Source organism: Robbsia andropogonis, assembly GCF_034047095.1.
GTDB classification, from domain to species: Bacteria; Pseudomonadota; Gammaproteobacteria; order Burkholderiales; family Burkholderiaceae; genus Robbsia; species Robbsia andropogonis.
Genome location: NZ_CP139170.1, coordinates 1,877,920 through 1,902,968, shown reverse-complemented (window position 1 = coordinate 1,902,968; position 25,049 = coordinate 1,877,920). Strand labels below are relative to the sequence as shown.

The window sequence follows — 25,049 nt, the reverse complement described above, 5'->3', positions numbered from 1 at the left end:
CGTTCCCGGTTCAGCATGACCAGCGCTGTGACTCTCAGGGTTACAGCGCTTTTTCACGCCTCCCGACGGCATCTTGTTACACTGACGTCGAAATGCGGCGCCCCCGGCCGCCCCGACACCTGTTCAAAGATGCCCCGCGTCGCTTCTCTGCATATTTACCCGATCAAATCGTGTCGCGGTATCCGCCTCGACACGGCGCAGCTGCTGGCTCACGGTCTAGCGCACGATCGGGATTGGATGGTCGTCCATGCCGGCGGCCCCTTCATCGGTACCTTCATTTCGCAACGCACGCATCCTGCCCTGGCTTGCGTCATACCCCGTCTGATCGACAAGTGCTGTGAAGTGCATCTCGATGCGGATGCGCTGCGCGCCAGCCTCACGGCGCCAATATCCGGCTACCCGGAAAGCGCCGCTGGCGATAAGGCGGCGCGCATCCTCTCGGTATGCTCAACGCCATTACGGTTGCCCTTTACGGTTACCACATCAAATACGGTTGATCTCGTAGCAGGACCACCAGCGGCGTCCGTGGCGGTACAGGTATGGCGCGATACGTTCCAGGCACTGGATGCGGGGGATGACGCGGCACAATGGTTCTCCGCGTTACTCGCTTGCCCCGTTCGTCTTGTACGATTCGATCCCACGGTGACACGCCTCGCCAGCGCGCGCTGGACCGCAGGTGTGGAAGCGCCAACGCATTTCGCCGATGGTTTCCCGCTGCTATTGACGAACCAGGCGTCCCTGGATGATTTGAATCAGAAAATGATGCGCAAAGGCGCGCCGGCCATACCAATGGACCGCTTCCGTCCCAACGTGGTCTTGACCGACATGGATGCCTACGAAGAAGACCATGTGAGTACGCTGACGTTCGCGTCGGCGTTGGAGCAGGCACCGGGACAGGAGCCCATCGAGATTCAACTGGTGAAACCCTGCGCCCGCTGCCCCATTCCGACATTCGATCAAACAACGGGCCGGGCCAACGACGCCTGGCCGTACGAGCCCCTCGACACCTTGACGACGTACCGGATGAATAGCCGTGTCGATGGCGTGACGTTCGGTGTCAACGCTATCGTCATATCTGGTGTCGGCCGTCGGTTGCACTGCGGCATGGATGCCGACGCCTCTGTCGACTTCGGCAATTGACGCATGTCGAAGCGACAGCGGATTTAACGGGCGCCGCGTGCCAGGACCGGTTTCAATGCAGCGCCCGTATGACTGCGACGCTCACGGGTCAGTGACACCGGATCGGTCGATGCGACGATCTGGCCACCCTGGCTGCCGCCCTCCGGTCCGAGATCGACAATCCAGTCACTTTCCGCTATCACATCGAGATCATGCTCGATCACGATCACGCTGTGGCCGCCGTCGACCAGTCGGTGCAGTACATGTATCAACCGCGCCACGTCCGCCATATGCAGTCCGACCGTGGGCTCATCCAGCACATATAAGGTATGCGGCGCCTTCTGCCCACGGCGGCCGATATCGTCACGCACCTTGCTCAACTCCGTCACGAGCTTGATGCGCTGTGCCTCGCCACCTGACAAGGTCGGTGAAGGTTGTCCCAATGTCAGGTAGCCCAGCCCCACATCCACCAACAACTGCAGCGGATGCGCAATGCTCGGCATCGATGAGAAGAAATCGACGGCTTCGTCGATTTCCATCGTCAGCACCTCGCCAATATGCTTGCCACGCCAGGTCACCGTCAGTGTCTCCGCATTGAAACGCTGACCGTGACACACGTCGCACGGTACCTTCACATCCGGCAAGAAACTCATGGCGATCGTTCGCACGCCCTGCCCCTCGCAGGCGGGGCAACGACCGTCACCGGTGTTGAACGAAAAGCGTGACGGCGTATAGCCGCGTGCCCTTGCTTCCAGTGTATCGGCGAACAAACGGCGGATCGTGTCCCACATGCCGATGTACGTGGCGGGACAGGAGCGTGGTGTTTTTCCGATGGGCGTCTGATCCACTTCCAGCACCCGATCGATACTGCCCCATCCGGTGATGTTCCGACAGCCGTGCCATGTGTGCGCGAGATGACTCGCCGCGGCCGCGCGCGCCTCGACGGCAGCCGCCTGCGACGCATCCCTTCCGGTGCCGGCGCCACCGGGGGTTGCCCGGGCCTTGCGTGCAACACCCTTCGCACCGCCGGCGCCCGACGCCTCGGCCTGCTTGCGCGCACGACGTTCGGCGGGAGACGACAGGACCGACCGTCCAATCACGTCGAGCATATTGGTCATCAGGACATCCCGTGCCAATGTCGATTTTCCGGAGCCGCTGACCCCGGTGATGGCCACCAATCGTGACAATGGCAAGGACACGCTGACATCACGGAGGTTATGCAACGACGCGCCCTCGATCGTCAACCAATCCGGCGGCACGGCTTGGCCGTTCACGGCGGACCGTGAGCCCGTAACCACCGGACTGACCTGGCGCCTGTCTCGGAGCGGATGTGGAATCGGATTGGCCAGAAACTGACCCGTCAGTGAACTCGGCGTCCGGGCCAGATCGTCAACCGTGCCTTGCGCAACCACGGTGCCGCCACGCTTCCCCGCGCCGGGGCCGATATCGATAATGTGGTCGGCACGTCGAATCGTGTCCTCGTCATGCTCGACCACCACCAGCGTATTGCCCTTTTCGTTCAACTGCTTCAACGCATTGAGCAGGATCTGGTTGTCGCGCGGATGTAGACCGATCGTCGGTTCATCGAGCACATAGCACACGCCCTGCAAATTGCTGCCTAACTGCGCCGCCAGACGAATGCGCTGCGCCTCGCCGCCGGACAGCGTGGGCGCGGCACGATCAAGGCTTAGATAGCCAAGACCTACCTCCTCCAGGAAACGAAGGCGACTGTCGATTTCACTGATCACGTCACGGCCGATATCCGCATCGCGGCCACGCAGCCGCAACGACCCGATCCAGGCACGCGTATCGGCAACGGTCCAGCGACCCACTTGCGTAATGGGTTGGCCACCGAATACAACCGCTCGCGCCACCGGATTGAGCCGTGTTCCCTCACAGTGCTCACACGGTTCGTCCACAACATCCTCCGGCTCCGCTTGCGCCTGCGCAATACCCTGCTCCCGGCCGCGTTGGTCATCGGCGAACAGCGTGTCGTCATACGCCGCTCGCTGCTCGCGCGTCAGCGTGACGCCGGTCCCCACGCAGGCGGTACACCAGCCGTGTTTGCTGTTATACGAAAACATCCGTGGATCCAGTTCCGGATAGCTGGTGCCACACACCGCGCAGGCTCGCTTTGTCGAAAACACCCGTGACTCACCCACCTGACGCGTACGCTTTCCCTTTGACAACGCCTCGGCGAGGCCGTCGAGCGGGGCCAGCAGATGCATGATGCCCTTCCCCAGTTCCAGTGCCTGTGTCAGCATCGCGCGCAACGTCGACTCATCGTCCGGGGTCACGACGAGATCGCCGACTGGCAGCTCGATGGTGTGCTCCTTGAACCGATCCAGCTTGGGCCAGGGCTCCACAGGCACGAACTCCTTATCCACGCGCAGATGGGTGTAGCCACGCGCCTTTGCCCACTTCGCCAAGTCGGTATAGACGCCCTTGCGATTGACGACAAGCGGAGCCAACAATCCGACATGCATGCCCTTGAAGTCACGAACGATCTGCGCCAGGATCGACTCGGGGCTTTGCGCCGTAACCGGGGTACCGTCGTGGATGCAATGCTGGATGCCAAGCTTAACATACAGCAACCGCAGAAAATGCCAGACTTCCGACGTCGTTGCCACCGTGCTCTTGCGGCCCCCGCGCGACAGGCGCTGCTCGATCGCGACCGTCGGCGGAATGCCATAAACGGCATCGACTTCCGGACGCCCCGCGGGCTGCACGATCGAGCGGGCGTAGGCATTCAACGATTCGAGGTAACGGCGCTGCCCTTCGTGGAATAGGATGTCGAACGCCAGCGTCGATTTACCGGAACCGGACACACCGGTAATGACGTTGAACTTGCCATGCGGAATATCGACATCGAGACCCTTCAGGTTGTGCTCACGCGCGTTGACGATACGCACGACGTTCTCGCCCTGCAGGGCCTTGCGGGCCGCCACCACCGCCGCGGCGTGTTGCAACGGACGCCCCCCCTCGGCGGCCGCTGTCCCATCCTCGCCGCCGGCTACCGGATTTCCGCTCGCATCGAGCGTCCCCGCGGCGACCATCGTCGCCGCGCGCGCCGCCTGCGCCACGGTAGACGTCGTCAACGCCTCCGCGTATTCGCGTAGCGCACGGCCGGTATGGGACGCGGCCACTGCACTGACCCCATCCGGCGTGCCCTCACATACCACCAGGCCACCTGCATCCCCGCCTTCAGGCCCCAGATCGATGATCCAGTCGGCCGACTGGATCACGTCGAGATTGTGCTCGATGACCAGCAGCGAGTGGCCACGTTCGAGCAAGCGACGCATCGCCCGCATCAACTTCGCGATATCGTCGAAATGCAGCCCGGTCGTAGGCTCGTCGAACATAAACAACCGGTGCGGCTGGTCCGTGGTCTCGGCTTCCGCGAGGAAACCGGCCAGCTTCAAACGCTGTGCCTCACCACCCGATAGCGTCGGCACGGGTTGGCCCAGCTTCACGTAATCAAGGCCAACGTCGACGATCGGCTGCAATACCCGCAGCACCGCGGTGTCATGGGCGAAACACCCCACTGCCTCATTGACCGTCAGGTCCAGTACGTCCGCGATGCTGAGCGCGCGCACGGTGCCTGCGACATCGGTTCGCTCGATCTTCACTTCGAGAATCTCGTCGCGATACCGCCGACCGTCGCAATCAGGGCAACGCAGGTACACATCGCTAAGGAACTGCATCTCGACGTGTTCGAAGCCTGAGCCGCCACATGTCGGGCAGCGCCCATCACCCGAATTGAAGCTGAACATCCCAGCGCCATAGGCCCGTTGGAGCGCGAGCGGCGCCTTGGCGAACAGCTTGCGGATTTCGTCGAAAGCCCCGACGTAACTCGCCGGATTCGAGCGGGCGGTACGACCTATCGGTGACTGATCGACGAATGTGACATCACTGAGCTGATCCGCCCCGAGCAACGCGCGGAACGCGCCTGGCGTCTCGGTTGCCTTGCCGAAATGGCGGGCCAGGGCCGGTGCCAGCACGTCCTGGATCAACGTCGATTTACCAGAGCCGGACACACCGGTCACACAGACGAGACGACGCAACGGGATAGATACAGTGACATCGCGCAGATTGTGTTCAGACGCTCCTTCGAGCACCAGCCGTGGCGTATCCGCTTCGACCGGACGACGCACCCATTGCGCCGATTCCGCCACTTGACGCCGTCCGGACAGATAGGCGGATGTCAGGGTCTCGTCTTGCGTCGACACCGCGTCGATCGTGCCCGGCGGCCCGTCGAAGACAATCTCGCCGCCGCGCTCGCCTGGCCCGGGCCCCATATCGATAAGCCGATCGGCCGCCAGCATCACCAGCGGATCGTGCTCGACGACGACCAGCGTGTTGCCGGCATCCCGCAACCGGTGCATCGCCTCGACAATACGGCCGAGGTCGCGGGGATGCAATCCGATACTCGGCTCGTCGAGAACGAACAACGTATTAACCAACGATGTACCCAGCGCCGTCGTCAGATTGATCCGTTGCACTTCACCGCCGGACAGGGTACGGCTTTGCCGGTCCAACGTCAGATAACCGATGCCGACATCGCTGAGGTAACGCAGGCGCGTGCGCACCTCGTCATGCAACAACTTCAACGCATCATCGAGCAAAACCGACGGCAGTGTCAGCGTGTCGAAAAACCGCCGGATCCGATCGATCGGCATCAGCATCAGATCATGCAGCGTCAACCCGGGTAGCGCCGTGAGTTGCGCAGGCGTCCACTCGACCCCGTTCGGCATGAACCGATTTTCCGGTGCCAGTACGGCGTCAGCCTGGGCCTTCGTGCCCAGACGCCACAACAGGGACTCGGTTTTCAAGCGCGCCCCGGCACATGTCGGACAGGTGGTGTAGCTGCGATACTTCGACAGCAACACCCGGATATGCATCTTGTATGCCTTCGACTCCAGGTAGTCGAAGAAGCGCCGCACACCGTACCACTGCGCGTTCCATTTCCCCTTCCACAACGGCGAGCCCTCCACGACCCAGTCCCGCTCCGATTGCTTGAGGTCCGCCCACGGCACGTCGACGCGAATGCCCTCGGCCTTCGCATACTTGATCAGGTCGTCCTGTCCCTCTTTCCACGCCGGGGTTTGCAGCGTTTTTACGGCACCCTCGCGCAGTGACTTACGTCCGTCGGGAATCACCAGGCCGAGATCGATACCGATCACCCGTCCAAAGCCACGGCAAGCCTCGCACGCGCCGTAGGCCGAGTTGAAAGAAAATAGCGCGGGCTGCGGCTCCGCGTAGCGGATATCACTTTGCGGACAATGCAGCCCGGTAGAGAAGCGCCAATGCGGGGCCGACTCGAATTCGTCCTTCGCCGGCACGATCCCCGCCGCTGACGACGCCGTCCCGACATCACTGGTGGTTCCACCTTCTGCGGGTGCGTCCAGCAGATAGACGTCCAGCCTGCCGCCGCCGCGCATCAAGCCGGCTTCAATCGCTTCCATGACACGAGCGCGCTCGGCCCCCTGAACCCGGAAGCGATCCGCCACCACATCGAGCAACTGCCGGGGCCCTGTATCGGTCTGTACACGGCGCCGCGCCTGGATTCGCGTGTAGCCGCTGGCGGACAACCACTGCGCCACCTCATCATCGGTGACACTGTCCGGTAGTTGCACGGGGAACGTCAATGCAATCCGCGGATCGCCGTCACGTGTGCGCGTCAGCAATTCCGAATAAATCGTCTCCGGCGTATCGTGCGCCACTTCCTCCGCCGTCTTGCGATCGAACAGCGTGGCCGCACGGGCAAAAAACAATTTCAGGTGATCGTTCAACTCGGTCATCGTGCCAACCGTGGAGCGCGAACTCCTTACCGGATTGGTCTGATCGATGGCGATCGCCGGTGGGACGCCGTCGACACGGTCCACCTGCGGGCGATCCATGCGGTCGAGGAATTGCCGCGCATAGGCACTGAACGTCTCGACGTAGCGTCGCTGACCTTCCGCATACAGCGTATCGAACACCAGGCTCGACTTGCCTGATCCCGAAGGGCCCGTCACAACCGTCATCTGCCCCGGGTGCAGGTCCACATCGAGGTTCTTCAGATTGTGCTGGCGGGCCCCTCGAATCTGAATGGGTTGACGCCCGGTAGAAGGCGAAACGGATTGACCGGAGGCGTCGGCGCGTTGGGACGATGGGCGGCGGGCACGGCGGGAAACTTCGTTCGAAGACACGGAAGACGATCCAGAGCAGTGTGGAAGCAAATGGCGAAAAACCCGGGCGCCATGCGCCGCGGATCCGCTGACAGCATACACGGGCTGCCTTGTCCGCGCCCGTGACACCCGTACCGGGCGCAGTGAATACTGTACACCCATACAGTATCCTATGTCGAGTATCAGGTCTCATGCGCGAGCAATTGGCGCGCCCGGCGACGCCCTCGTGTCCAGCACGAAGACGTGACTGATATTTTTCATTTTGACCGCCAATCGTCGCCGGCCACACCCCTGCAGGTCAGCGTCGCGATGCCTGTTTCCTCGCCCATGTGCTTTCTGGCGCGGCAAACACTGCGCCACGCTGGTGTTCCATGATGCTGTTCAACGAATATAGGAATACTGAGTGAATGTATCTTTCCTTTCCACAGGCGCCTCGACAGGCGCTGGACAGAAGACGAAACTGTGCACGCCGCGCTATCCCGCTTCACCTACCAATTACCCCTGCAGTAATGGGGTAGGATCATGGGCTCGCCATCTTCTGGTCCTGCCCTGGCTCTGCCTTGCCTCCGATATCGTGCTCGCGCAAGGCAGCGCCGCCAGTGCGACCCTGTATGGCATCCTGGACCAGAGCTTGTCCTTTACCAATGACCAGGCCGGCAAGCACGTGACACGTTCAGGCACCGGCACGTTCTCTGGCAGCCGCTGGGGCTTGAAGATCAATGAGCCTTTGGGCAACGGGCTTTCCGCATTCGGCGTGATGGAGGCGGGCTTCGATGGGAATACGGGTCGCTCGATGCAAGGGGGCGCTTTGTTCGGAAGACAGGCTTTCGTCGGCCTGGGCAGCGATGAGCACGGCGCGATGACCTTTGGCCGCCAGTACGATGCCTCCATCGACACTCTGTCTCCATTGACCGCAGGCGGCAGTTGGGCAACCGGGGTCAATGGCCGCCTCTACGGCAATGACAACGCCGGACTGTCATACCGGATCGACAACACCCTCAAGTTCACCGCCACGCGGGGCGGCTTGAAGACGGTTGGCACCTATTCGTTCAGCAACACCAACGAAAGCCGTGACAACAGCGCGTTCAGCGCCGGCGCACACTACGCAAACGGCCCGTTGTCGCTCGCCGGTGCCTATGTCCAGCTGAACAACCCGAACAGCGGGAACAGCAGGGGTGCAGCAGTCGACAAAGGCAGTTTTACCGCTGAGAAACAGCAGACATGGGGCGTGGGCTTCACCTATCTATTGGGCGATATTGGATTCGGCACCAGTTACAGCCATACCCGCGTGCAAGCACCCACCCACTTTCCGGGCGGTGGCCTACTGCCTCCCGTCTCAGCGCATCAACTGCGCCTGGACAATATTGAACTGCATCTGAAATACAGGACGACCGTCGCGCTGACTACCGGCGTGGTGTATATCCATACGCGGGCCCGTGCGCAGGACCATGGCGGCACGATAAAGCGCCCGCACTGGCATCAGATCGGCGGAGTAGCTGACTATGCATTATCAAAACGCACCGACATCTATCTGGCTGCCGCCTACCAGCGTGCCGCAGGGGAGCGCACGGGCCATGCCAGCTTCGATCGAGCAAACCTGAACTGTGCTGGCGGCCTATCGGGCGGCAGCGGCCAATGGACCACGCACATCGGTCTGCGTCACAAATTCTGAGGCCATGGCGTGCGACGCGCTTAATCCCAGGTCACATGCTGGAAAGACATCGCCAGGAAGTCCACCAGACGTCGTACCTTCAGCGGTAATTGCTTGCGCGTCGGGTAGACCGCATAGATGCCGAGCGTACCCGCGCGGAAGCCGGGCAGGATCTCTACAAGGCGACCGGCGCGCAAATCCGCGTCCAACATGAAGCGAGGCTGCAGCATGATGCCAACGCCGCCGAGCGCTATCGCTCGGCAAGTGTCGCCGTTATTGGAATATACGCGCGGGCGGATGCGCACCCCGCGAGCATGCGCGTGTGCATCGGTAAAGGTCCATTCATCCCGACTGCCGCCGTTTGTATAAGCCAGCACACGATGCTCGGCCAGCTCAAGTGGCTGTTGCGGGCAACCATATCGAGATAGATAAGCAGGCGTCGCGCAGAGAATCATCCTGGTATCGGCGAGATGGCGACTGACCAGCGTCGAGTCCGGCATTGCACCAATGCGCACCGCGAGATCATAGCCTTCATCGACAAGATCGACTACGCGATCATTCAATGTGATGTCGAGATCGACTTTCGGATGCGCTTCGAGAAAACGCGGCCACAGCGGCGCGAGATGGTCGATGCCGAACGTCAGCGGAACGTTGACCCGGATAACCCCGCCCGGCTCGGCCGAGCGTGACGTCAGCGCCGCCTCCGCATCATCGAGCGCCGCCAGGACTTCCTTCGCGCGTTGATAAAACGTTCGGCCGTCGTCGGTCAGGGACAGCCGGCGCGTGGTCCGCTGCAACAGCCGCACGCCGAGCCGCTGTTCCAACGCGTCAACATGCCGTGATACGGCGGCCTTCGATATCCGCAAGCCGTCGACGGCGCCAATGAAACTGCCGGCATCCACCACGGCAATGAATACCGACATTTGCAACGTGCGGTCCACGTCGGCGTCCGATAGCGTTCTCCGCCGTTGCCTCAGGCGACCTTCTTCAACTCGGCATCGAGTGCCGCCAGCAACGTCGGATCATCCGCGGTCACGTCGGGCGCGAAACGGCCGACCACCGATCCATCGGCGGCAACCAAAAACTTTTCGAAGTTCCACAACACATCCGGTACGGCATTCGGCGTATTGCCCCGGCTCGCCAGGCGCTCGCGGAACGGACCGTCGCCGGTCGCATGCGGCACGGCATGTGTCAGCGTTTCGTATAACGGATGCTGGTCATCGCCCACCACCGAAATCTTCGAAAACAGCGGGAATTGCACGTCGTACGTCAAGCTGCAAAACGACTTGATTTCTTCGTCGGTGCCGGGCTCCTGCCCCTTGAAGTTGTTCGCCGGGAAGCCCAGAATCTCAAGGCCCTCCGCGCGGCGCGTTTCGTAGAGCTTTTCCAGCGCCTCATACTGCGGCGTCAAACCGCACTTGGAGGCCACGTTGACGATCAACAGGACTTTGCCCTTGTACTGGTCCAGCGTCTGGGTGTTGCCGTCAATCGATTTGACCGGGATGCCATAGACGGATGCGCTCATTTCGGGTCGTTCTCCAAGGGGGACATAGGTCGCGGGCGTGCGCTTTCACAGCATGCGGGAGCGCCGCCGGGCGTGCCTGCCCGCAAAATGCGACGTCCCACGGCAGCGGCCGCGAAGAAGGACATACTACTGCGGATTCGAAAACGTCGCTGCCGCCGCCGGGACTAGGCAGCCGGCGCAAGCAGCCAGCCCCGGTCGTGCGCGAAGGCAACCGTCGCTCGGGCCAGGGCAAGCGTGCTATCGATAAGTGGCACGCCAAGCCTTGCCGCGAAGCTCGACAACGGGCGCGCTGCCAAAGGTATCTCGGTACACCCCATGATGACCGCCTGGGCGCCCTGCTCCGCGAGCATACGGATTGCAGGCGAAAGGGCTTCGGCCGAAGCCGGGATATTCCCCGCCTTCACCTCCCGGATGCAGTCGCTGACATGCTGCTGGACCGCCTGGTTAGGCTCGATCGGCGTGATGCCGCGCTCGCGCAGCGAATGCTGATAAAAACCCGACATCATCGTGCCACCGGTTGCAAGGACAGCGACCTGCCGTGCGTCGGCGGGTACTTCCGCGACGCACGCCTCGGCGATGTGCAACATCGGCGCGGCGCTGTGCGCACGCATCTCGCTAATCCAGTGATGTGCCGAATTACACGGTACGACGATCAGGGCGGCGGCATTCCGATTCAGCAGGTCAATCCCTTCAAGCAGCGCCGGCAGCGGACTCGGCCCACCATCGATGATCGCCGCGGAGCGATCCGGCGTGCCAGGCAGATTAGCCACCAGCAGCGCCAGATGATCTTGATCGCACGTCGCCGGCGTCAAGTCGATGACCCGCTGCATGAAATCGACCGTCGCCAATGGCCCCATGCCGCCTAATACGCCGATCAACGGCTTCGCTTTGTGTGCCATGGTTCCCCGGGCGCTTATCTTGAAAACGCTGATTTTACGCCGACGTCACCTATTTCAGTAGACAACACGCTTCAATCGGTTGTCGCGCAACCTCCACCACGACAGAAACGAAGCGACATCGCATATCGGCGCTATTTCATGTGCCGGATCGAGTATGACAAGGTTTTGAGTTGCCGCTATCCATGCCGCGCAGATTTGCCTCGACGACACCACCTATATTTATTAAGGATAACTGTATTATTTAATCAACATTATCTTAAAACATAGATGCTTTTCACGATGATGGGACTGACGACAACAAGGTTTAACACGTGATTAAATAATCAGCATACCAAACCATGATGGCAAAAACAAAAAAGGGGCCGAAGCCCCTTATTCTCGAAACGATTTCCTGTTTCAGGATCTATTCCGAACCGCCACGGCAAGCCCTGGCAGCGTATTCTGGCGGAGACGAAGGGATTCGAACCCTTGATGCAGTTTTTGGCCGCATGCTCCCTTAGCAGGGGAGTGCCTTCGACCTCTCGGCCACGTCTCCGGTACATCCATTCACTTGTTGCTGCGTGCTACCGGGCAATCTTCAAGCGAAGCGAGATAATAGCCTTTGAATGCAAAAAGGTCAAATAGTTTGAGAAAAATATGACTGTTTTGTATTCACACGCCCTATCTCGTCACGGCCCCTCAACCGTTGACCGGCAAATCCAGCTCAAACGCCTTGTGCAATGCACGCACCGCCAATTCCATGTATTTTTCATCAATCAGAACCGAGATCTTGATTTCCGACGTCGAGATCATCTGGATATTGATGCCCTCTTCGGACAATGTGCGGAACATCATGCTGGCCACGCCCACATGCGAGCGCATGCCCACACCGACCACCGAGACCTTCGACACCTTCGGCTCACCCAGGATCCTGCCCGCCGCGACATGGTCCTTGACCTGCGCATTCAAGATTTCCAGTGCGCGCACATAGTCGCCACGCGGAACCGTGAATGTGAAATCGGTCTTTCCTTCCACGCTCTGATTCTGGATGATCATGTCGACTTCGATGTTCGCGTCGGCCACCGGGCCCAGGATCTGATAGGCAATGCCCGGCCGGTCAGGCACACCGATCACCGCGATCCGCGCTTCGTCACGCTGGAAGGCAATGCCCGAAATAACCGCTTTTTCCATGGTCTCGTCTTCTTCAAAGGTAATCAGGGTGCCCGAATGCATTTCCGTTTCGAGCGCAATCATCGGATCGGTCAGACTCGACAACACACGGGTCTTGACGCGGTATTTACCCGCGAACTCGACCGATCGGATCTGCAGCACCTTCGAGCCGAGGCTCGCCATTTCCAGCATTTCCTCGAAGGTCACCCGATCGAGCCGGCGTGCCTCATCCACTACCCGAGGGTCCGTCGTGTATACACCGTCGACGTCCGTATAGATAAGGCATTCCGCAGCTTCCAACGCCGCCGCAATCGCCACCGCGGACGTATCCGAGCCACCTCGCCCCAGGGTCGCGACATTGCCGTTTGGATCAACCCCTTGGAACCCGGTGATGACCACCACCATGCCGGCATCGAGATCGGCCCGCACCTTTGTGCCGTCAATACTTTCGATACGCGCTTTGCTGAAGGCGCTATCCGTGCGCACCGGTACTTGCCATCCGGCATAGCTGACCGCCTGCAACCCCTCGGCCTGCAATGCGAGCGCCAGCAGACCGACGCTCACCTGCTCGCCCGTGGCAGCAATGGCGTCCAGTTCGCGCGGGTCCGGTTGCGCCGATATTTCATGGGCGAGTTTCAACAGGCGGTTCGTTTCGCCGGACATCGCCGACGGCACGACCACCATTTTGTGACCGGCACGATGCCACTTCGCCACCCGCTTCGCGACGTTTTTGATGCGCTCGATAGAGCCCATCGACGTGCCGCCGTACTTATGAACAATCAGAGACATTGTGTTGTGAAGTCTTTCGCGCTTGGCTGAACCGGACGACGACATGGTCGCCGGTAAGAATGACGGAACGGCAATTCCGAAAAAATAAAAAAGTACAGGATGAATCAATGAAAAACAAGCGGAATCGGCGGGAACACCCCGATCGATCACTCAGTCGGCCGTGTCGGCCCACCAGACTGTGACCGTCGGACCATCAAGTTCCACGACTTCCGGCAGATAGCCACCCACATAAGGGACAAAACAGAGTTGCCCATCCACGTAAAGCAGTGGCGCGTCGCGCTGCCACACCGGCACGCCGGCCCCCTGATAAAGCTGTTTCAACGTCCTTTGTGGCCGACGGGCGCCAAGCCGCATTCGCTCGCCGCCCATGCGCGGTCGTGCCGCCAGGTGCCGCCCCATCAAGGCAGCCAACGGCACCACCCACGCCACGCGGGCGACGGGATCCGAAGCGATCGCCTTGGTCATGTCCTCGTCGGCCGACGCATCAGTGCTCGCGGCACTGCCCACACGGGCGAGACCGTTGGGATGAGATACGTCGCCCGTCCCTTCGCGGGAAAAATAAAAGCAACCGGGCCAGCCCGGTGGCGACCATCGCGACTCCCCCGCGTAGCGCAAGCCGTCCATGACGATCTTACCCGGCGAATCCGCACGCAACACCCGGGGCGCATTGGGCCGCATTGCCACCCAATGAACCCTGCCGCGATAGATCTGCAAGCAATGGCCAGCGTGCGCGATGCACGCCCTTTGCCCCGGCACGACGCCCTTTCCCACGGTCTGCGCCACCATTTCGGCGAGCCGTGCGGCGGAGGGTGCCGGCAAACCTTGGCACCGCGTCCAATGCCGGAGCAGATTTTCGATCCGCGGCAGCGACATCGTGCGCAACGCGCTGAGCGAGAGCCCGTCGTCATCTGGGAGGCGGCATTGCGCCCAGTCGTCCTCGGCCAACACGGTCATTAATTGCTGCGACGCGGCGGCATGTCGCGCCACGCGCGCCAATGTTGTTCGGTACGCGGGGAAATGCGCGGCGATGACAGGCATGACATCATGCCGCAACGCATTACGTGTAAATCGGTTATCGTCGTTCGACGCGTCATCGACCCACCGCACGCCACGCCGCGATGCATAAGCCGCCAGCGTTTCACGAGTCACGCAAAGCAAGGGGCGATACCACCGCAGCGCAGCCAGGGGCTTGTCGATGCTTGTCGGGACATCGTCACGCATCATTGGCATCGCGGCCAAACCAGGCAACCCGGCCCCTCGCAGCAGTTGCAACAACACCGTTTCTGCCTGGTCGTCGGCATGGTGACCGAGCAACATCGTGTCGATATCGTTGGCCGCCGCCGCCGCGCGCAACGCGCGATAACGCGCTTGACGGGCTGCAGCCTCGATGCCCTCGCCGCCGTCGGACGGCACCGCCACGCGCAACGCGATAAAAGCCACGCCTAAAGTGGCACAAGCTGCGGCGCAATGCGCGACCCAATCATCGGCGACCGCCTGCAAACCGTGATGAACGTGGAACGCGACGCAACGCGATGCGCCCAAGACCTGCACACTGGCATCGAGCAAGACACTGGAGTCGAGGCCACCACTGAAGGCGATACCGACACGCGGATGCACGGCACCAGAAAGCGTTGGTGCGACAGCGTCCGCACACGCTTCGGATTCATCCGCAAGGTCAGGCAACGTGGCAGAAAGCGCATCGCGCACCGCTGCCCACACGGACAGCGTGCAATCGACGTCAGTTGGAACGGTTTTCCTTGAACTTGCCATAGGCCATCAACCGTCCCATCCGGCGTTCACGCAATTCCTTCGTACTCATGCCCTGGAATTGACGCAATGCGTCGTTCAACGCGCGGCGCAACAGCACGGCCATGCCCTTCGGATCACGCTGCGCGCCACCCAATGGTTCATTGACGATCTTGTCGATCAAGCCAAGCGCCTTGAGGCGATTCGCCGTCAGACCCAGCGCCTCGGCGGCCTCAGGCGCCTTTGCCGCGCTCTTCCACAGAATCGAGGCGCAACCTTCCGGCGAAATCACCGAATAGGTCGAGAATTGCAACATCTGGACGACGTCGCCCACCGCAATCGCCAATGCGCCACCAGAGCCTCCTTCGCCAATGATCGTCGCGATAATCGGCACCTTCAGTTCGGCCATCACGTACAGATTGCGTCCAATCGCTTCCGACTGACCGCGCTCCTCGGCGCCAATCCCTGGATAGGCGCCAGGCGTATCGATGAACGTGAACAGCGGCAGACCAAACTTCTCCGCAAGACGCATCAGACGCTCCGCCTTACGATAGCCTTCGGGACGTGACATACCGAAATTGCGCAGCGCACGCTCCTTCGTGTCACGCCCCTTCTGCTGACCGATCACCATGCAAGGCTGACCATTGAACCGTGCAAGACCACCAACGATCGACAGATCGTCCGCGAAGGCCCGGTCACCATGCAACTCATGAAAATCGGTGAATAGGTCGTTGACGTAATCCAGCGTGTATGGACGTTGCGGATGCCGCGCGATTTGCGATACTTGCCAAGGCGACAAATTCGCATAGATGTCCTTGGTCAACTGCTGGCTCTTGCGCGACAGCCGTTCGATCTCTTCCGAAATATCGACGGCCGAATCGTCCTGGACGAAGCGAAGTTCCTCGATCTTCGCTTCGAGCTCGGCGATCGGCGACTCGAAATCCAGAAATGTCGTTTTCATGTAATAGGAATCCTCGTATTCCGACAGACGCGTATTCTACACGCGCTCGCACGGCAACCCGCCTCAAATGGTTGCGTCAGTACGTCACCGGCACCGGCTCGATACTTCGCCACATATACCATGTCGCGACAGTCCGCCACGGCGCCCAATTGGCCGCAACTTCACGCGCCTCGCTGCGCGTCACCGGTTCACCGCTGAAGTAATTGACGCTGATCGCCTTGATCAGGCCCAAATCGTCTAACGGGAGTACATCGGGACGCAACAAATTAAAAATAAGAAACATTTCAGCCGTCCACCGTCCGATGCCCCGGATTTGCGTCAACTCGGCGATGACCGCCTCGTCTTCCATATCGTTCCATCGGTCCGGATGCAGCGAACCATCGGAAAACCGCAGCGCCAGGTCCGTCATGTATTCCACCTTGCGTCGCGACAAACCACATTGCGCCAGACGCGCGGCGTCTAGCGCGCCAACTTCCGCCGCCGACATCGCCGGACAGGCGTCCAGCAAACGTTGCCAGATCGCCTGCGCGGCTTTCACTGAAATCTGCTGACCAACAATCGAGCGTGCCAGCGTGGTAAACGCATCACCTCGTACGCGCAGATGCACGGGTGCACTGCGCGGAATCAGCTTCTTCATGATCCGGTCGCGTTTGACGAGGTCCACGCACGCGCGCTCCCAATAGTCGGGGCTGGCGAACGCTTCCGACAATTCGCCCGGCAGCAGGGTCTGCCTACGCTGCGTCACATGCGCCGCCAGTCGGTGATCCCACCGGGACGATCTTCCAATGCCACTCCCGCTTCGAGCAAGGCCTGACGAATCGCATCCGCCTGGGCAAAATCCTTCGCTTGCTTGGCTGCCTTGCGCGCGGCGATCCGCGCCTCGATGGCAGGCACGTCCAGCGCGCCATCGATGGCTTTTTCCTCGGCACCGCCGCCATCGCCCGCACCCGCGGGCTGTGCCGCCTGCAAAAAGGCACGCGGCGTGCGGACCAGCAAACCGAGAATGCCCGCCAGCGCACGTAAGGCATCCGCCAACGCTGCGGATTTGGTTCGGTTCAATTCGGCGGCCATCTCAAATAAGACCGAGATCGCCATCGGCGTATTGAAGTCGTCGTTCATTGCCGCGCGAAAACGCGCCGCGTACGGCGTCGACCAGTCCAGTGCGGCAGCACCCGTTGTCGCGTCGCCAACCGGTTGCGCGCTGACGCCGTCCCGCACGTCATCGGTATCGCGCAGCGCGGTATATAGCCGCGTCAGGCCTTGCCGGGCATCGTTCAGATGCGCGTCACTGTAATTCAGCGGACTGCGATAATGCGCGCGCGCGATGAAGAAGCGTACGACTTCGGCATCAAAGCGAGAGAGTACATCGCGGATCGTGAAAAAATTATTCAACGACTTCGACATTTTCTCGTTGTCTATCTGCACATGGCCGTTATGCATCCAGACATTCACGAACGGCTTGCCATTTGCCCCTTCACTTTGCGCGATCTCATTTTCATGATGCGGGAACTGCAGATCCTGGCCGCCGCCGTGGATATCGAACTGCTCCCCCAACAGCGCGCAACTCATGGCCGAGCATTCGATATGCCAGCCTGGCCGCCCTTCGCCCCAGCGCGACGGCCATCGCGTATCAGCCGGTTCGTCGTCCTTCGAGCGCTTCCACAGCACGAAGTCGAGCGGGTCCTGTTTGGCGTCGTTCGATGCCACGCGCTCACCGGCACGCAAATCTTCCAGCGACTTTCCCGACAGACGGCCATAACCGCCAAACTTGCGCACCGCATAATTGACGTCGCCGTCAACGGCCTGATACGCATAGCCGTGCCGTTCGAGCGCCTCGATCATGCCTAGCATCTGCGGCACGAACGCCGTCGCACGCGGCTCGATATCCGGGCGTGCCACCCCCAGCGCGGCGGCATCCTCGTGCATGTAACGGATGAAACGGTCGGTCAGTGCGGCAATGGTCTCGCCGTTCTCAACCGCACGGCGAATGATCTTGTCGTCGATATCGGTGATGTTGCGAACGTAAGTAACCTGGTAGCCGAGTGCGCGCAACCAGCGTTGCACCAGGTCAAATACCACCATGACACGGGCGTGCCCCACGTGACAATAGTCGTAGACGGTCATGCCGCACACGTACATCTTTACTTCGCCCGGCTTCATTGGCACGAAAGTTTGTTTGTCGCGCGCGAGCGTATTGTAGATGCGAAGCGAATCCATAGACGATGCGGGAGCCGGGGTCAAAGCCTGAAGCGCAAAACGTCGGGCGGTTCCCCGGAACGGCCCGACGTTTTGCCAGAGCTGGGAAGTATAGCATTGGCTCCCCACCTTGCCCACAGCGGACCCGCTGGCGCTACCATGCGGAGTGGCCGATCGCGACGCCGCGATGCGCGTTCTCCGGGAAATGTCCGGGCATTTTGCTAGAATGCACGGCAGCCAATACTCCACACCGTATTCGACACCGTGCTCATGAAACAATTCAGGGTCAGCCAGGGCGACCTTTCGCGCATTGCCGCGCACTTCGGCAATATCGTACCTGCAGTCCCTGCAGACCCCATCGGCAACGGTCCCGGGTCTGACATGGCATGTAAAGGCACGACCGCAGTCCGCAGCGGACGCCCCCTCGCGATACCCGCACGCGGACCGCGCGGCGTCGCCAGACGGGCGGGGGCCTCGCTGCTGCTGGCCGCGGGCTGCATGCTCGCGCCCTACGTAGTGCAAGCACAGGTGGTTCGCCCGCCCGACAATGTTTACCGGGACGAAACGCCCGACGCCGACGCCGCCATTGCATCCGGCAAGCTGCAAAAAGCGATCACTGACTTGGACAAGCGCATCGCCTCGCATCCGCGCGATGTGCAGGCCCGCTTCAAGCGGGCCACGCTGCTTGCCGAACTGGGACGTGACGACGACGCAATCAAGGCATTGACGCAAATCACGCAGACCTATCCGGAATTGCCGGAACCTTACAACAATCTCGCCGCGTTGTACGCGAAACACGGCCGCTTCCAGGAAGCCCGCGCAACACTGGAAACCGCCCTGGCGGCCAACCCGAACTTCTCGTTGGCACGCCGCAATCTTGGCGATATCTATTTGCGCCTTGCCGCGGACGCGTATGCGCGTGCGGTGCAGCAAAACCCCTCGGACCGGCTGGCCGATGCCCGGTTGAACGAGGTACGCGCGATCATTACCCGTACCCCGGCGAATTCGGAGGCGCTCGCACAGCCACGCCCGGATCGGGCCCCGCCACAACGCCATACGACGGCGCAACCGCCGAATGCGCGTGAATTCGTACCCAGCATGGGTGGCCAGCCACCCACCATCCTGCCCGAAAACCAGTCAAACGGTTCGACCACCAATAACGGCAACACCGGTTATTAACGCCGTGGCGTGGGACACCCGCCTACGCCATGCTCGAAGGAGCCTCGATGTTTTCCACGCACCGCAGCCGCCATCGCGCCAGCCCTCTCTGGGCCTTGCGACGCATTTTCTCGATGTCCCTCTGCGCCATGATGGCGTTGGTGATATCCGGCGTCACGATGACTTCTGCCAGCCACGCGCAATCCCCTTCCGGGACCGTGCATCCGCACGTGCTACTGCATACAAGTGACGGTGATATCCAGTTGGAACTGTTTCCGGAAAACGCGCCGAAGACGGTAGCGAATTTCCTCGGCTATGTGAAGGAAGGCCATTACAACGGCTTGATCTTCCACCGCGTCATTCCCGGTTTCATGATTCAGGGCGGTGGGTATGATGTGAAAATGAAGGAACGCGCGACGCATGCGCCGATCCCGCTTGAGGCACGCGGCGGCTTGCATAACCAGGTGGGCACGGTTGCCATGGCACGGACCAGCGATCCGAATTCGGCGACGTCGCAGTTCTTCATCAACACGGCGGACAATTCGAACCTGGACTATCCGCGCCCGGACGGCAACGGATATGCCGTGTTCGGCCGCGTGACGGCCGGCATGGACGTCGTGAAGAGAATCGAGGCGACGCCCACCACCTCGACCGGCGCGATGCAGGACGTACCGCAGACGCCGGTCATCATCGAATCGGCCAGGATCGAATAAGTCCGGATCGCACGACACCGGGCACGAGCCCCGGGGCGGCCCGATCGAGCACGCATCAGGCGCGGCGGCCTGCCTGCCGCGCGCAAACGTTTCCACCAACGCATTGCGTATTATTAACGAAGGAGGCCAACATGGCTGTGGAACTGCATACGAACAAGGGCATCATCAAGATTGCACTCGAAACGGAAAAAGCACCGAAGTCGGCAGCGAACTTTATCGCATACGTAAAAGCCGGACACTACGACAATACCGTGTTCCATCGCGTCATCAGCGGCTTCATGGTGCAAGGCGGTGGTTTCGAGCCTGGCATGACGCAAAAGCCGACACAGGCACCGATCGAAAACGAAGCGAACAACGGCTTGAAGAACGACAAGTACACAGTCGCAATGGCGCGGACGAACGACCCGCATTCCGCCACCGCGCAGTTCTTCATCAACGTCACGGACAATGACTTCCTGAACTTCTCGTCGCCCACTCCGCAGGGTTGGGGCTACGCCGTGTTCGGCAAGGTCATCGAAGGCACGGATGTCGTGGACGTGATCCGCCAGGTCAAGACCGGCAGCAAGGGCTTTCATCAGGACGTACCGGTGGAAGACGTGATCATCGAGAAAGCCGTCATCGTCGACTGAGACGATTTGGCCACACGTCGCACGCGGATTCTTTGATGCCCCTTGCCGCCCAGCGCGCATCGCTATTTCTCTCCGACCTGCATCTGAGTCCGACGCTCCCGCGTACGACTAACGCGTTCACGCGGTTTATCGACGCGGTGGACCCGGCGGACGTCGCCGAGGTCTATATTCTCGGTGACCTATTCGAGTTCTGGATAGGGGACGATATGCTGGAAGCCGCTTTCGAGTCGGATGTCGCCGCGCGGTTAGCCACGCTGCGTCAACGCGGCATCGCGCTGTACGTCATGCACGGCAACCGTGATTTCCTGATGGGACGCCGCTTTGCGCACGCTGCAGGGGCGACATTGATCAACGATCCAATGGCGATCGATCGCTTCGCGCGCCGCTACGTGCTGACGCACGGCGACCTGCTTTGCACCGATGACATTCCTTATCAACGGTTTCGTCGCGTGGTGCGCTGGCGATCGCTGCAATGGCTCTTTTTACGCTGGCCCTTACGCTGGCGCATGGCCCTCGCCGCCCGTATTCGCGCCAACAGTGCGCGACAGGGGGGTACGCGAATGGTCTATACCGATGTCAATCGCGAGGCGGTCCAACACCTCTACCGGCGTTTCGCAGCCGACCGCATGATCCAGGGCCATACGCATCGCCCGGCCCGTCATGACGATGGTCCCGCGGCAGCGCCGCATCACGATGCCCCCGCACCGATGAGCACCGATACGGTGACCGATATTGCTGGGAATCGCCTCATCCGCTGGGTATTGACGGATTGGGAGCTTGACGGGGCAAGTCCCCGCGCCGCCTTCCTGCGTGTGGACGCGACCGGGGAAGCGATTGTCACGCTCCGTTAGCAACATGCCCGCCGCGGCGATCAGTCGCGCTTCGTCCCGCGCGCGGCATCCGGCTTTACCTCCAGCAGGATGTGCTTCGCAATCCCGCGCAGGATATTGACCTCCTCCCGCTCCAGGCCACTACGGCCGAACATCTGTCGTATTCTCGCCATCAGCTTCTTTGGATGAGCAGGATCAAGAAACCGCAGCGCGATCAATGCTTGCTCGAGATGACCGTACATGCCCTCGATATCGTCGGCGCGCGCGCGCTCGGCAAACGATGCATCGCTTGCCATGGCTGGAGTGGCAACCGCCAGGCGCATCTCGTACGCCAAGACCTGGATCGCCTGCGCCAAATTCAAGGAACTGTAGGCCGGATTCGCCGGAATATGGGCTATCGCGCTGCATCGCGCGACATCCTCGTTCGACAACCCCGTGCGCTCATTGCCGAAGACAAACGCGACACGGTACCCCGTCACGAGGGCATTCATTGCTTGTTCGGCGGCAGCGCGCGGTGCGGTCAGTGGCGGGCCATATTCACGCGGGCGCGCGGACAAGGCGACCGACCAGTGCACGCCCCACAGCGCATCGTCGAGCGTGGACACGACCCGGGCCCCCGCCAGCACGTCATCGGCCCCACTGGCCATCGCCTGAGCCTCAGGATCAGACTGGACATCGGGCAAACGGGGCGAAACCAATACCAACTCGGAAAAGCCCATCGTCTTGATGGCCCGCGCGGCCGCACCGACGTTGCCCGGATGACTGGGCGACACGAGCACGAACCGGACCCTCGAGAATGGGTCATTGCCGCCATCGGAGCCCTCCGCCACCTCTCGCGGCCGGTTTGGAGGGGATTGATCAGTTGACACGGCGGAAAGCCCGGTGTGGGGGTCGACAGGAATCCCGGAAGCAGTCGCAGACATGAGCGTGGATATGAAACGCGTAAAAAGAGAACGAAACGGCGCGTAATGCGGTGGTTCGACACTGCTGGCGGCGGGCCGTCACCTGCCCGCGTGGCAGGATACACGCCACAGCGTACATTTTGTCGCGAACGCAACGCCCGAGTCGGATAAAATATCGGTTTAGCGACGGTTTTCCGTCCGGGACGCGTGCGCGACCACCCTATCGACAAAATCGGTCGTGGGCGGCGACCGCGAGCACGGCGCATCTCCCGGCGGCGCAAAAACCGGTCGGCACGAACAGGATATCCTATGCATCAGCGTTCCCCCATGCTCAACATGGCCGTCAAGGCGGCTCGCGCAGCCGGCAGTATCATCAACAGGGCGTCGCTGAATCTCGACCAGATCAAGGTCGAGCAGAAACAGACGAACGATTTCGTGACCGAAGTCGACAAGTCCGCCGAGAGGGCCATTATCGACATTCTGCTTGGCGCTTACCCGTCGCACTCGGTTCTGGCGGAAGAGTCGGGTACGACGGATAATCGGTCCGAGTATCAATGGGTCATTGATCCGCTAGACGGCACGTCGAATTTCATTCACGGCTTTCCCTATTATTGCGTGTCGATCGCGCTGTTGCATCGGGGCGTGGTCACGGAAGCGGTGGTCTACGATCCGAATCGCAACGACCTCTACACCGCCACCCGGGGCTCGGGCGCATTCCTGAACGAGAAGCGCATCCGCGTCGGTCGTCGTGACCGGCTCGCAGACGGATTGATCGCAACGGGCTTTCCGTTCAAGGATCTGGCCGGACTGAAGCACTATATGCAATTGTTCGTCGAAATGACGAAGTCGTGTGCCGGCCTCCGTCGCCCGGGCGCCGCGGCGCTCGATCTGGCAAATGTCGCCGCCGGTCGCCTCGACGGATTCTTCGAACAAGGCCTGTCGCCATGGGACGTGGCCGCGGGTAGCCTGCTGATCACGGAGGCCGGCGGCCTCGTCGGCAACTACCTGGGCAACGGCGATTTCATCGACAGTGGTGAAGTGATGGCCGCCAACCCGAAGATTTTCGCCAATATGGTCCGCGTGCTCGGGTCTTACTCCACACTGCGCCCGGCCACTGGCGCTGCGATAGGCGGCACTGATGCCGTCAAGACAGGCGCGGGCGATTGAAAAAGGGTTTTTACACGATCATCGCGGCGCAATTCACGTCCTCACTCGCGGACAATGCGCTGCTGATCGCAGCGATCGCACTGCTATCGGACCGCCACGCGGTCCCCTGGCTGACCCCGCTGCTCCAATTGTTCTTCTCGATCTCCTATGTGTTGCTGGCCCCCTTTGTCGGGGCCTTTTCGGATTCGATGCCGAAAGGCCGCGTGATGCTGCTGGCCAACACCCTGAAAGCGGTCGGCTGCCTCCTGATGCTGTTTGGACTCCATCCGATCCTGGCTTACGGCATCGTCGGCGTTGGCGCAGCCGCCTATTCCCCCGCCAAATACGGCATCCTCACGGAATTGTTGCCGGCACGAGACCTTGTGAAGGCGAATGGGTGGATCGAAGCCGCCACGGTGGGTTCCACCATCATCGGGACTGTTCTCGGCGGCGCGCTCGTGGCACCCGCCGTCGGTCACCTGCTTGGCGCATGGCATGTGCCCCTGCTCGACACGGCGGCACGAGGCGCCATGTTCGTGGTGATGGTGTGTTACGCCGCCGCCGCGCTGATCAATATCGGCATTCCAGATACCGGGGCGCGGTATCCCGCACGCGCATTGTCGCAGCCCATGGTCCTGGCACACGATTTCGCGCATGCCTTCCGCGTGCTATGGCATGACCGGCTAGCGCAAATCGTACTCGCCGTCACGACGATGCTGTGGGGTGCTGCCGTGACGCTGCAATTACTGGTGTTGAAATGGGCGCAGGTGTCGCTGGGCACGACGTTGTCCGGCGGTGCGGTGCTGCAAAGCGTGATTGGCATCGGCCTGGCCGCGGGCGCGGCGCTGGCCGCCACCCGCCTTCCGCTGCGCCGGTCGATGGCGGCGCTACCGGTAGGCATCGTCACCGGGTTCGCCATTATCGGTCTGGCCTTTTTCAACCGTCATACCTTACCGACCAATGGCAGTTGGTATATCGGCGACTATGCGATTCCTTTCTATATGCTCGCCGCTTATCCAATGATGGCGATCATCGGTGCGCTGTCGGGCTTCTTTGTCGTCCCCATGAACGCCGTCCTCCAGCATCGTGGTCATATGCTGCTAAGCGCCGGCCATTCGATCGCGGTGCAGAATTTCAATCAGAATATTGCGGTGCTCCTGATGCTTGGCCTGTACGCAGTCATGCTCCAGCAGGACATACCGATCCCATGGATCATCAGTTTTTTTGGCGTTGTCATCTGCCTGTTGATGGCCTGGATGATGTTGCGTCATGCGCGTAACGTGCGCCTCCACAATGTCAATGCCGTGCTGCAGGAGGCGATGCACGACACGGAAGCCGACGTCCGGACGCACTGATGGCACCATCGGGGCGTCCAGTAGCAACTGGCTTACGTGTCGGGCTCGCAAGCCGCTCCGGCAAAACGCCCCAACCTCCGGTAGACTGAAAAGAAACGTATCGGGGCAGAC

17 protein-coding genes, 1 tRNA gene and 1 pseudogene are annotated in these 25,049 nt (G+C 61.2%); 8 read left to right on the top strand and 11 right to left on the bottom strand.

All coding sequences use genetic code 11. The annotated features are described in order from the left end of the window. Positions 1–129 precede the first annotated feature (129 nt). Complete coding sequence (locus SJQ66_RS21930; protein ID WP_253465313.1) at positions 130–1,140, top strand: MOSC domain-containing protein; 1,011 nt, start codon at positions 130–132, stop codon at positions 1,138–1,140. Between the two features lie 23 nt (positions 1,141–1,163). Here SJQ66_RS21930 and uvrA read toward each other — a convergent pair whose 3' ends face one another. Continuing rightward, positions 1,164–7,211 (bottom strand): excinuclease ABC subunit UvrA, encoded by a 6,048-nt coding sequence (gene uvrA / locus SJQ66_RS21925; RefSeq protein WP_320535360.1) that lies wholly within the window; start codon positions 7,209–7,211, stop codon positions 1,164–1,166. A 481-nt stretch (positions 7,212–7,692) separates the two neighbouring features. Between uvrA and SJQ66_RS21920 the strand changes: the two genes are divergently transcribed. Further along, complete coding sequence (locus SJQ66_RS21920; protein ID WP_320534542.1) at positions 7,693–8,961, top strand: porin; 1,269 nt, start codon at positions 7,693–7,695, stop codon at positions 8,959–8,961. Positions 8,962–8,981: 20 nt separating this feature from the next. Here the strand turns inward: SJQ66_RS21920 and SJQ66_RS21915 are convergent, their stop codons facing one another. From SJQ66_RS21915 to cysS, 9 genes and pseudogenes are all read right to left on the bottom strand, one after another. Next, positions 8,982–9,881: a LysR family transcriptional regulator gene (locus SJQ66_RS21915; protein WP_320534541.1), complete on the bottom strand. Its 900-nt coding sequence runs from the start codon at positions 9,879–9,881 to the stop codon at positions 8,982–8,984. 32 nt (positions 9,882–9,913) lie between these two features. Continuing rightward, on the bottom strand, positions 9,914–10,465 hold the full coding sequence (locus SJQ66_RS21910; RefSeq protein WP_024902416.1) for a glutathione peroxidase: 552 nt from the start codon (positions 10,463–10,465) through the stop codon (positions 9,914–9,916). Between the two features lie 164 nt (positions 10,466–10,629). After that, positions 10,630–11,364 carry a cysteate racemase gene (gene cuyB, locus SJQ66_RS21905; protein ID WP_036008152.1) on the bottom strand — a complete coding sequence of 245 codons (735 nt, stop codon included), beginning with the start codon at positions 11,362–11,364 and terminating at the stop codon, positions 10,630–10,632. Positions 11,365–11,806: 442 nt separating this feature from the next. Continuing rightward, positions 11,807–11,899: transfer RNA gene (locus SJQ66_RS21900), tRNA-Ser, on the bottom strand. A gap of 143 nt (positions 11,900–12,042) precedes the next feature. Next, the gene (locus tag SJQ66_RS21895; RefSeq protein WP_320534540.1) at positions 12,043–13,302 is read right to left on the bottom strand and encodes an aspartate kinase; all 1,260 of its coding nucleotides are present in this window, start codon (positions 13,300–13,302) and stop codon (positions 12,043–12,045) included. A gap of 150 nt (positions 13,303–13,452) precedes the next feature. Next, positions 13,453–15,072: a tRNA lysidine(34) synthetase TilS gene (gene tilS, locus SJQ66_RS21890; protein WP_081764802.1), complete on the bottom strand. Its 1,620-nt coding sequence runs from the start codon at positions 15,070–15,072 to the stop codon at positions 13,453–13,455. Next, positions 15,041–16,009, bottom strand: coding sequence for an acetyl-CoA carboxylase carboxyltransferase subunit alpha (locus SJQ66_RS21885; RefSeq protein WP_024902412.1), 969 nt, complete (start codon positions 16,007–16,009; stop codon positions 15,041–15,043). The genes tilS and SJQ66_RS21885 overlap by 32 nt, the downstream gene beginning before the upstream one ends. A gap of 76 nt (positions 16,010–16,085) precedes the next feature. Continuing rightward, positions 16,086–16,697: pseudogene (locus SJQ66_RS21880) on the bottom strand (DNA-3-methyladenine glycosylase family protein); the annotation flags it as partial. A 53-nt stretch (positions 16,698–16,750) separates the two neighbouring features. Next, a complete protein-coding gene (gene cysS, locus SJQ66_RS21875; protein ID WP_024902410.1) occupies positions 16,751–18,226 on the bottom strand; it encodes a cysteine--tRNA ligase in 1,476 nt (491 codons plus the stop codon). Positions 18,227–18,475: 249 nt separating this feature from the next. On the opposite strand from cysS, the gene SJQ66_RS21870 reads away from it, so the two are divergent. The 4 genes from SJQ66_RS21870 to SJQ66_RS21855 all read left to right on the top strand — a co-directional run bounded on the left by SJQ66_RS21870 (position 18,476) and on the right by SJQ66_RS21855 (position 21,556). Further along, positions 18,476–19,384: a tetratricopeptide repeat protein gene (locus SJQ66_RS21870; protein WP_024902409.1), complete on the top strand. Its 909-nt coding sequence runs from the start codon at positions 18,476–18,478 to the stop codon at positions 19,382–19,384. A 128-nt stretch (positions 19,385–19,512) separates the two neighbouring features. Then, entirely contained in the window at positions 19,513–20,076 is a 564-nt protein-coding gene (locus tag SJQ66_RS21865) for a peptidylprolyl isomerase (protein WP_024902408.1), read from the top strand. Between the two features lie 131 nt (positions 20,077–20,207). Continuing rightward, complete coding sequence (locus tag SJQ66_RS21860) at positions 20,208–20,705, top strand: peptidylprolyl isomerase (protein WP_036008149.1); 498 nt, start codon at positions 20,208–20,210, stop codon at positions 20,703–20,705. A 35-nt stretch (positions 20,706–20,740) separates the two neighbouring features. Beyond that, positions 20,741–21,556, top strand: a complete 816-nt coding sequence (locus tag SJQ66_RS21855; protein WP_046154125.1) for a UDP-2,3-diacylglucosamine diphosphatase — start codon at positions 20,741–20,743, stop codon at positions 21,554–21,556. A 20-nt stretch (positions 21,557–21,576) separates the two neighbouring features. Here SJQ66_RS21855 and SJQ66_RS21850 read toward each other — a convergent pair whose 3' ends face one another. Further along, positions 21,577–22,404 (bottom strand): RNA methyltransferase, encoded by an 828-nt coding sequence (locus SJQ66_RS21850; RefSeq protein WP_236693656.1) that lies wholly within the window; start codon positions 22,402–22,404, stop codon positions 21,577–21,579. A gap of 342 nt (positions 22,405–22,746) precedes the next feature. Between SJQ66_RS21850 and SJQ66_RS21845 the strand changes: the two genes are divergently transcribed. Next, positions 22,747–23,604 carry an inositol monophosphatase family protein gene (locus tag SJQ66_RS21845; RefSeq protein ID WP_024902404.1) on the top strand — a complete coding sequence of 286 codons (858 nt, stop codon included), beginning with the start codon at positions 22,747–22,749 and terminating at the stop codon, positions 23,602–23,604. Further along, positions 23,601–24,938, top strand: a complete 1,338-nt coding sequence (lplT, locus tag SJQ66_RS21840; RefSeq protein ID WP_046154126.1) for a lysophospholipid transporter LplT — start codon at positions 23,601–23,603, stop codon at positions 24,936–24,938. Before SJQ66_RS21845 ends, lplT begins: the two co-directional genes overlap by 4 nt. The last annotated feature ends 111 nt before the right edge of the window (positions 24,939–25,049 follow it).

Coding starts and splice junctions, on each gene's coding strand:
- cysS (WP_024902410.1), bottom strand. CDS start 18,226: ATGGATTCGCTTCGCATCTACAATACGCTCGCGCGCGACAAACAAACT.
- tilS (WP_081764802.1), bottom strand. CDS start 15,072: ATGGCAAGTTCAAGGAAAACCGTTCCAACTGACGTCGATTGCACGCTG.
- SJQ66_RS21870 (WP_024902409.1), top strand. CDS start 18,476: ATGAAACAATTCAGGGTCAGCCAGGGCGACCTTTCGCGCATTGCCGCG.
- SJQ66_RS21910 (WP_024902416.1), bottom strand. CDS start 10,465: ATGAGCGCATCCGTCTATGGCATCCCGGTCAAATCGATTGACGGCAAC.
- SJQ66_RS21930 (WP_253465313.1), top strand. CDS start 130: ATGCCCCGCGTCGCTTCTCTGCATATTTACCCGATCAAATCGTGTCGC.
- SJQ66_RS21855 (WP_046154125.1), top strand. CDS start 20,741: ATGCCCCTTGCCGCCCAGCGCGCATCGCTATTTCTCTCCGACCTGCAT.
- SJQ66_RS21865 (WP_024902408.1), top strand. CDS start 19,513: ATGATGGCGTTGGTGATATCCGGCGTCACGATGACTTCTGCCAGCCAC.
- SJQ66_RS21885 (WP_024902412.1), bottom strand. CDS start 16,009: ATGAAAACGACATTTCTGGATTTCGAGTCGCCGATCGCCGAGCTCGAA.
- SJQ66_RS21895 (WP_320534540.1), bottom strand. CDS start 13,302: ATGTCTCTGATTGTTCATAAGTACGGCGGCACGTCGATGGGCTCTATC.
- cuyB (WP_036008152.1), bottom strand. CDS start 11,364: ATGGCACACAAAGCGAAGCCGTTGATCGGCGTATTAGGCGGCATGGGG.
- SJQ66_RS21860 (WP_036008149.1), top strand. CDS start 20,208: ATGGCTGTGGAACTGCATACGAACAAGGGCATCATCAAGATTGCACTC.
- SJQ66_RS21845 (WP_024902404.1), top strand. CDS start 22,747: ATGCATCAGCGTTCCCCCATGCTCAACATGGCCGTCAAGGCGGCTCGC.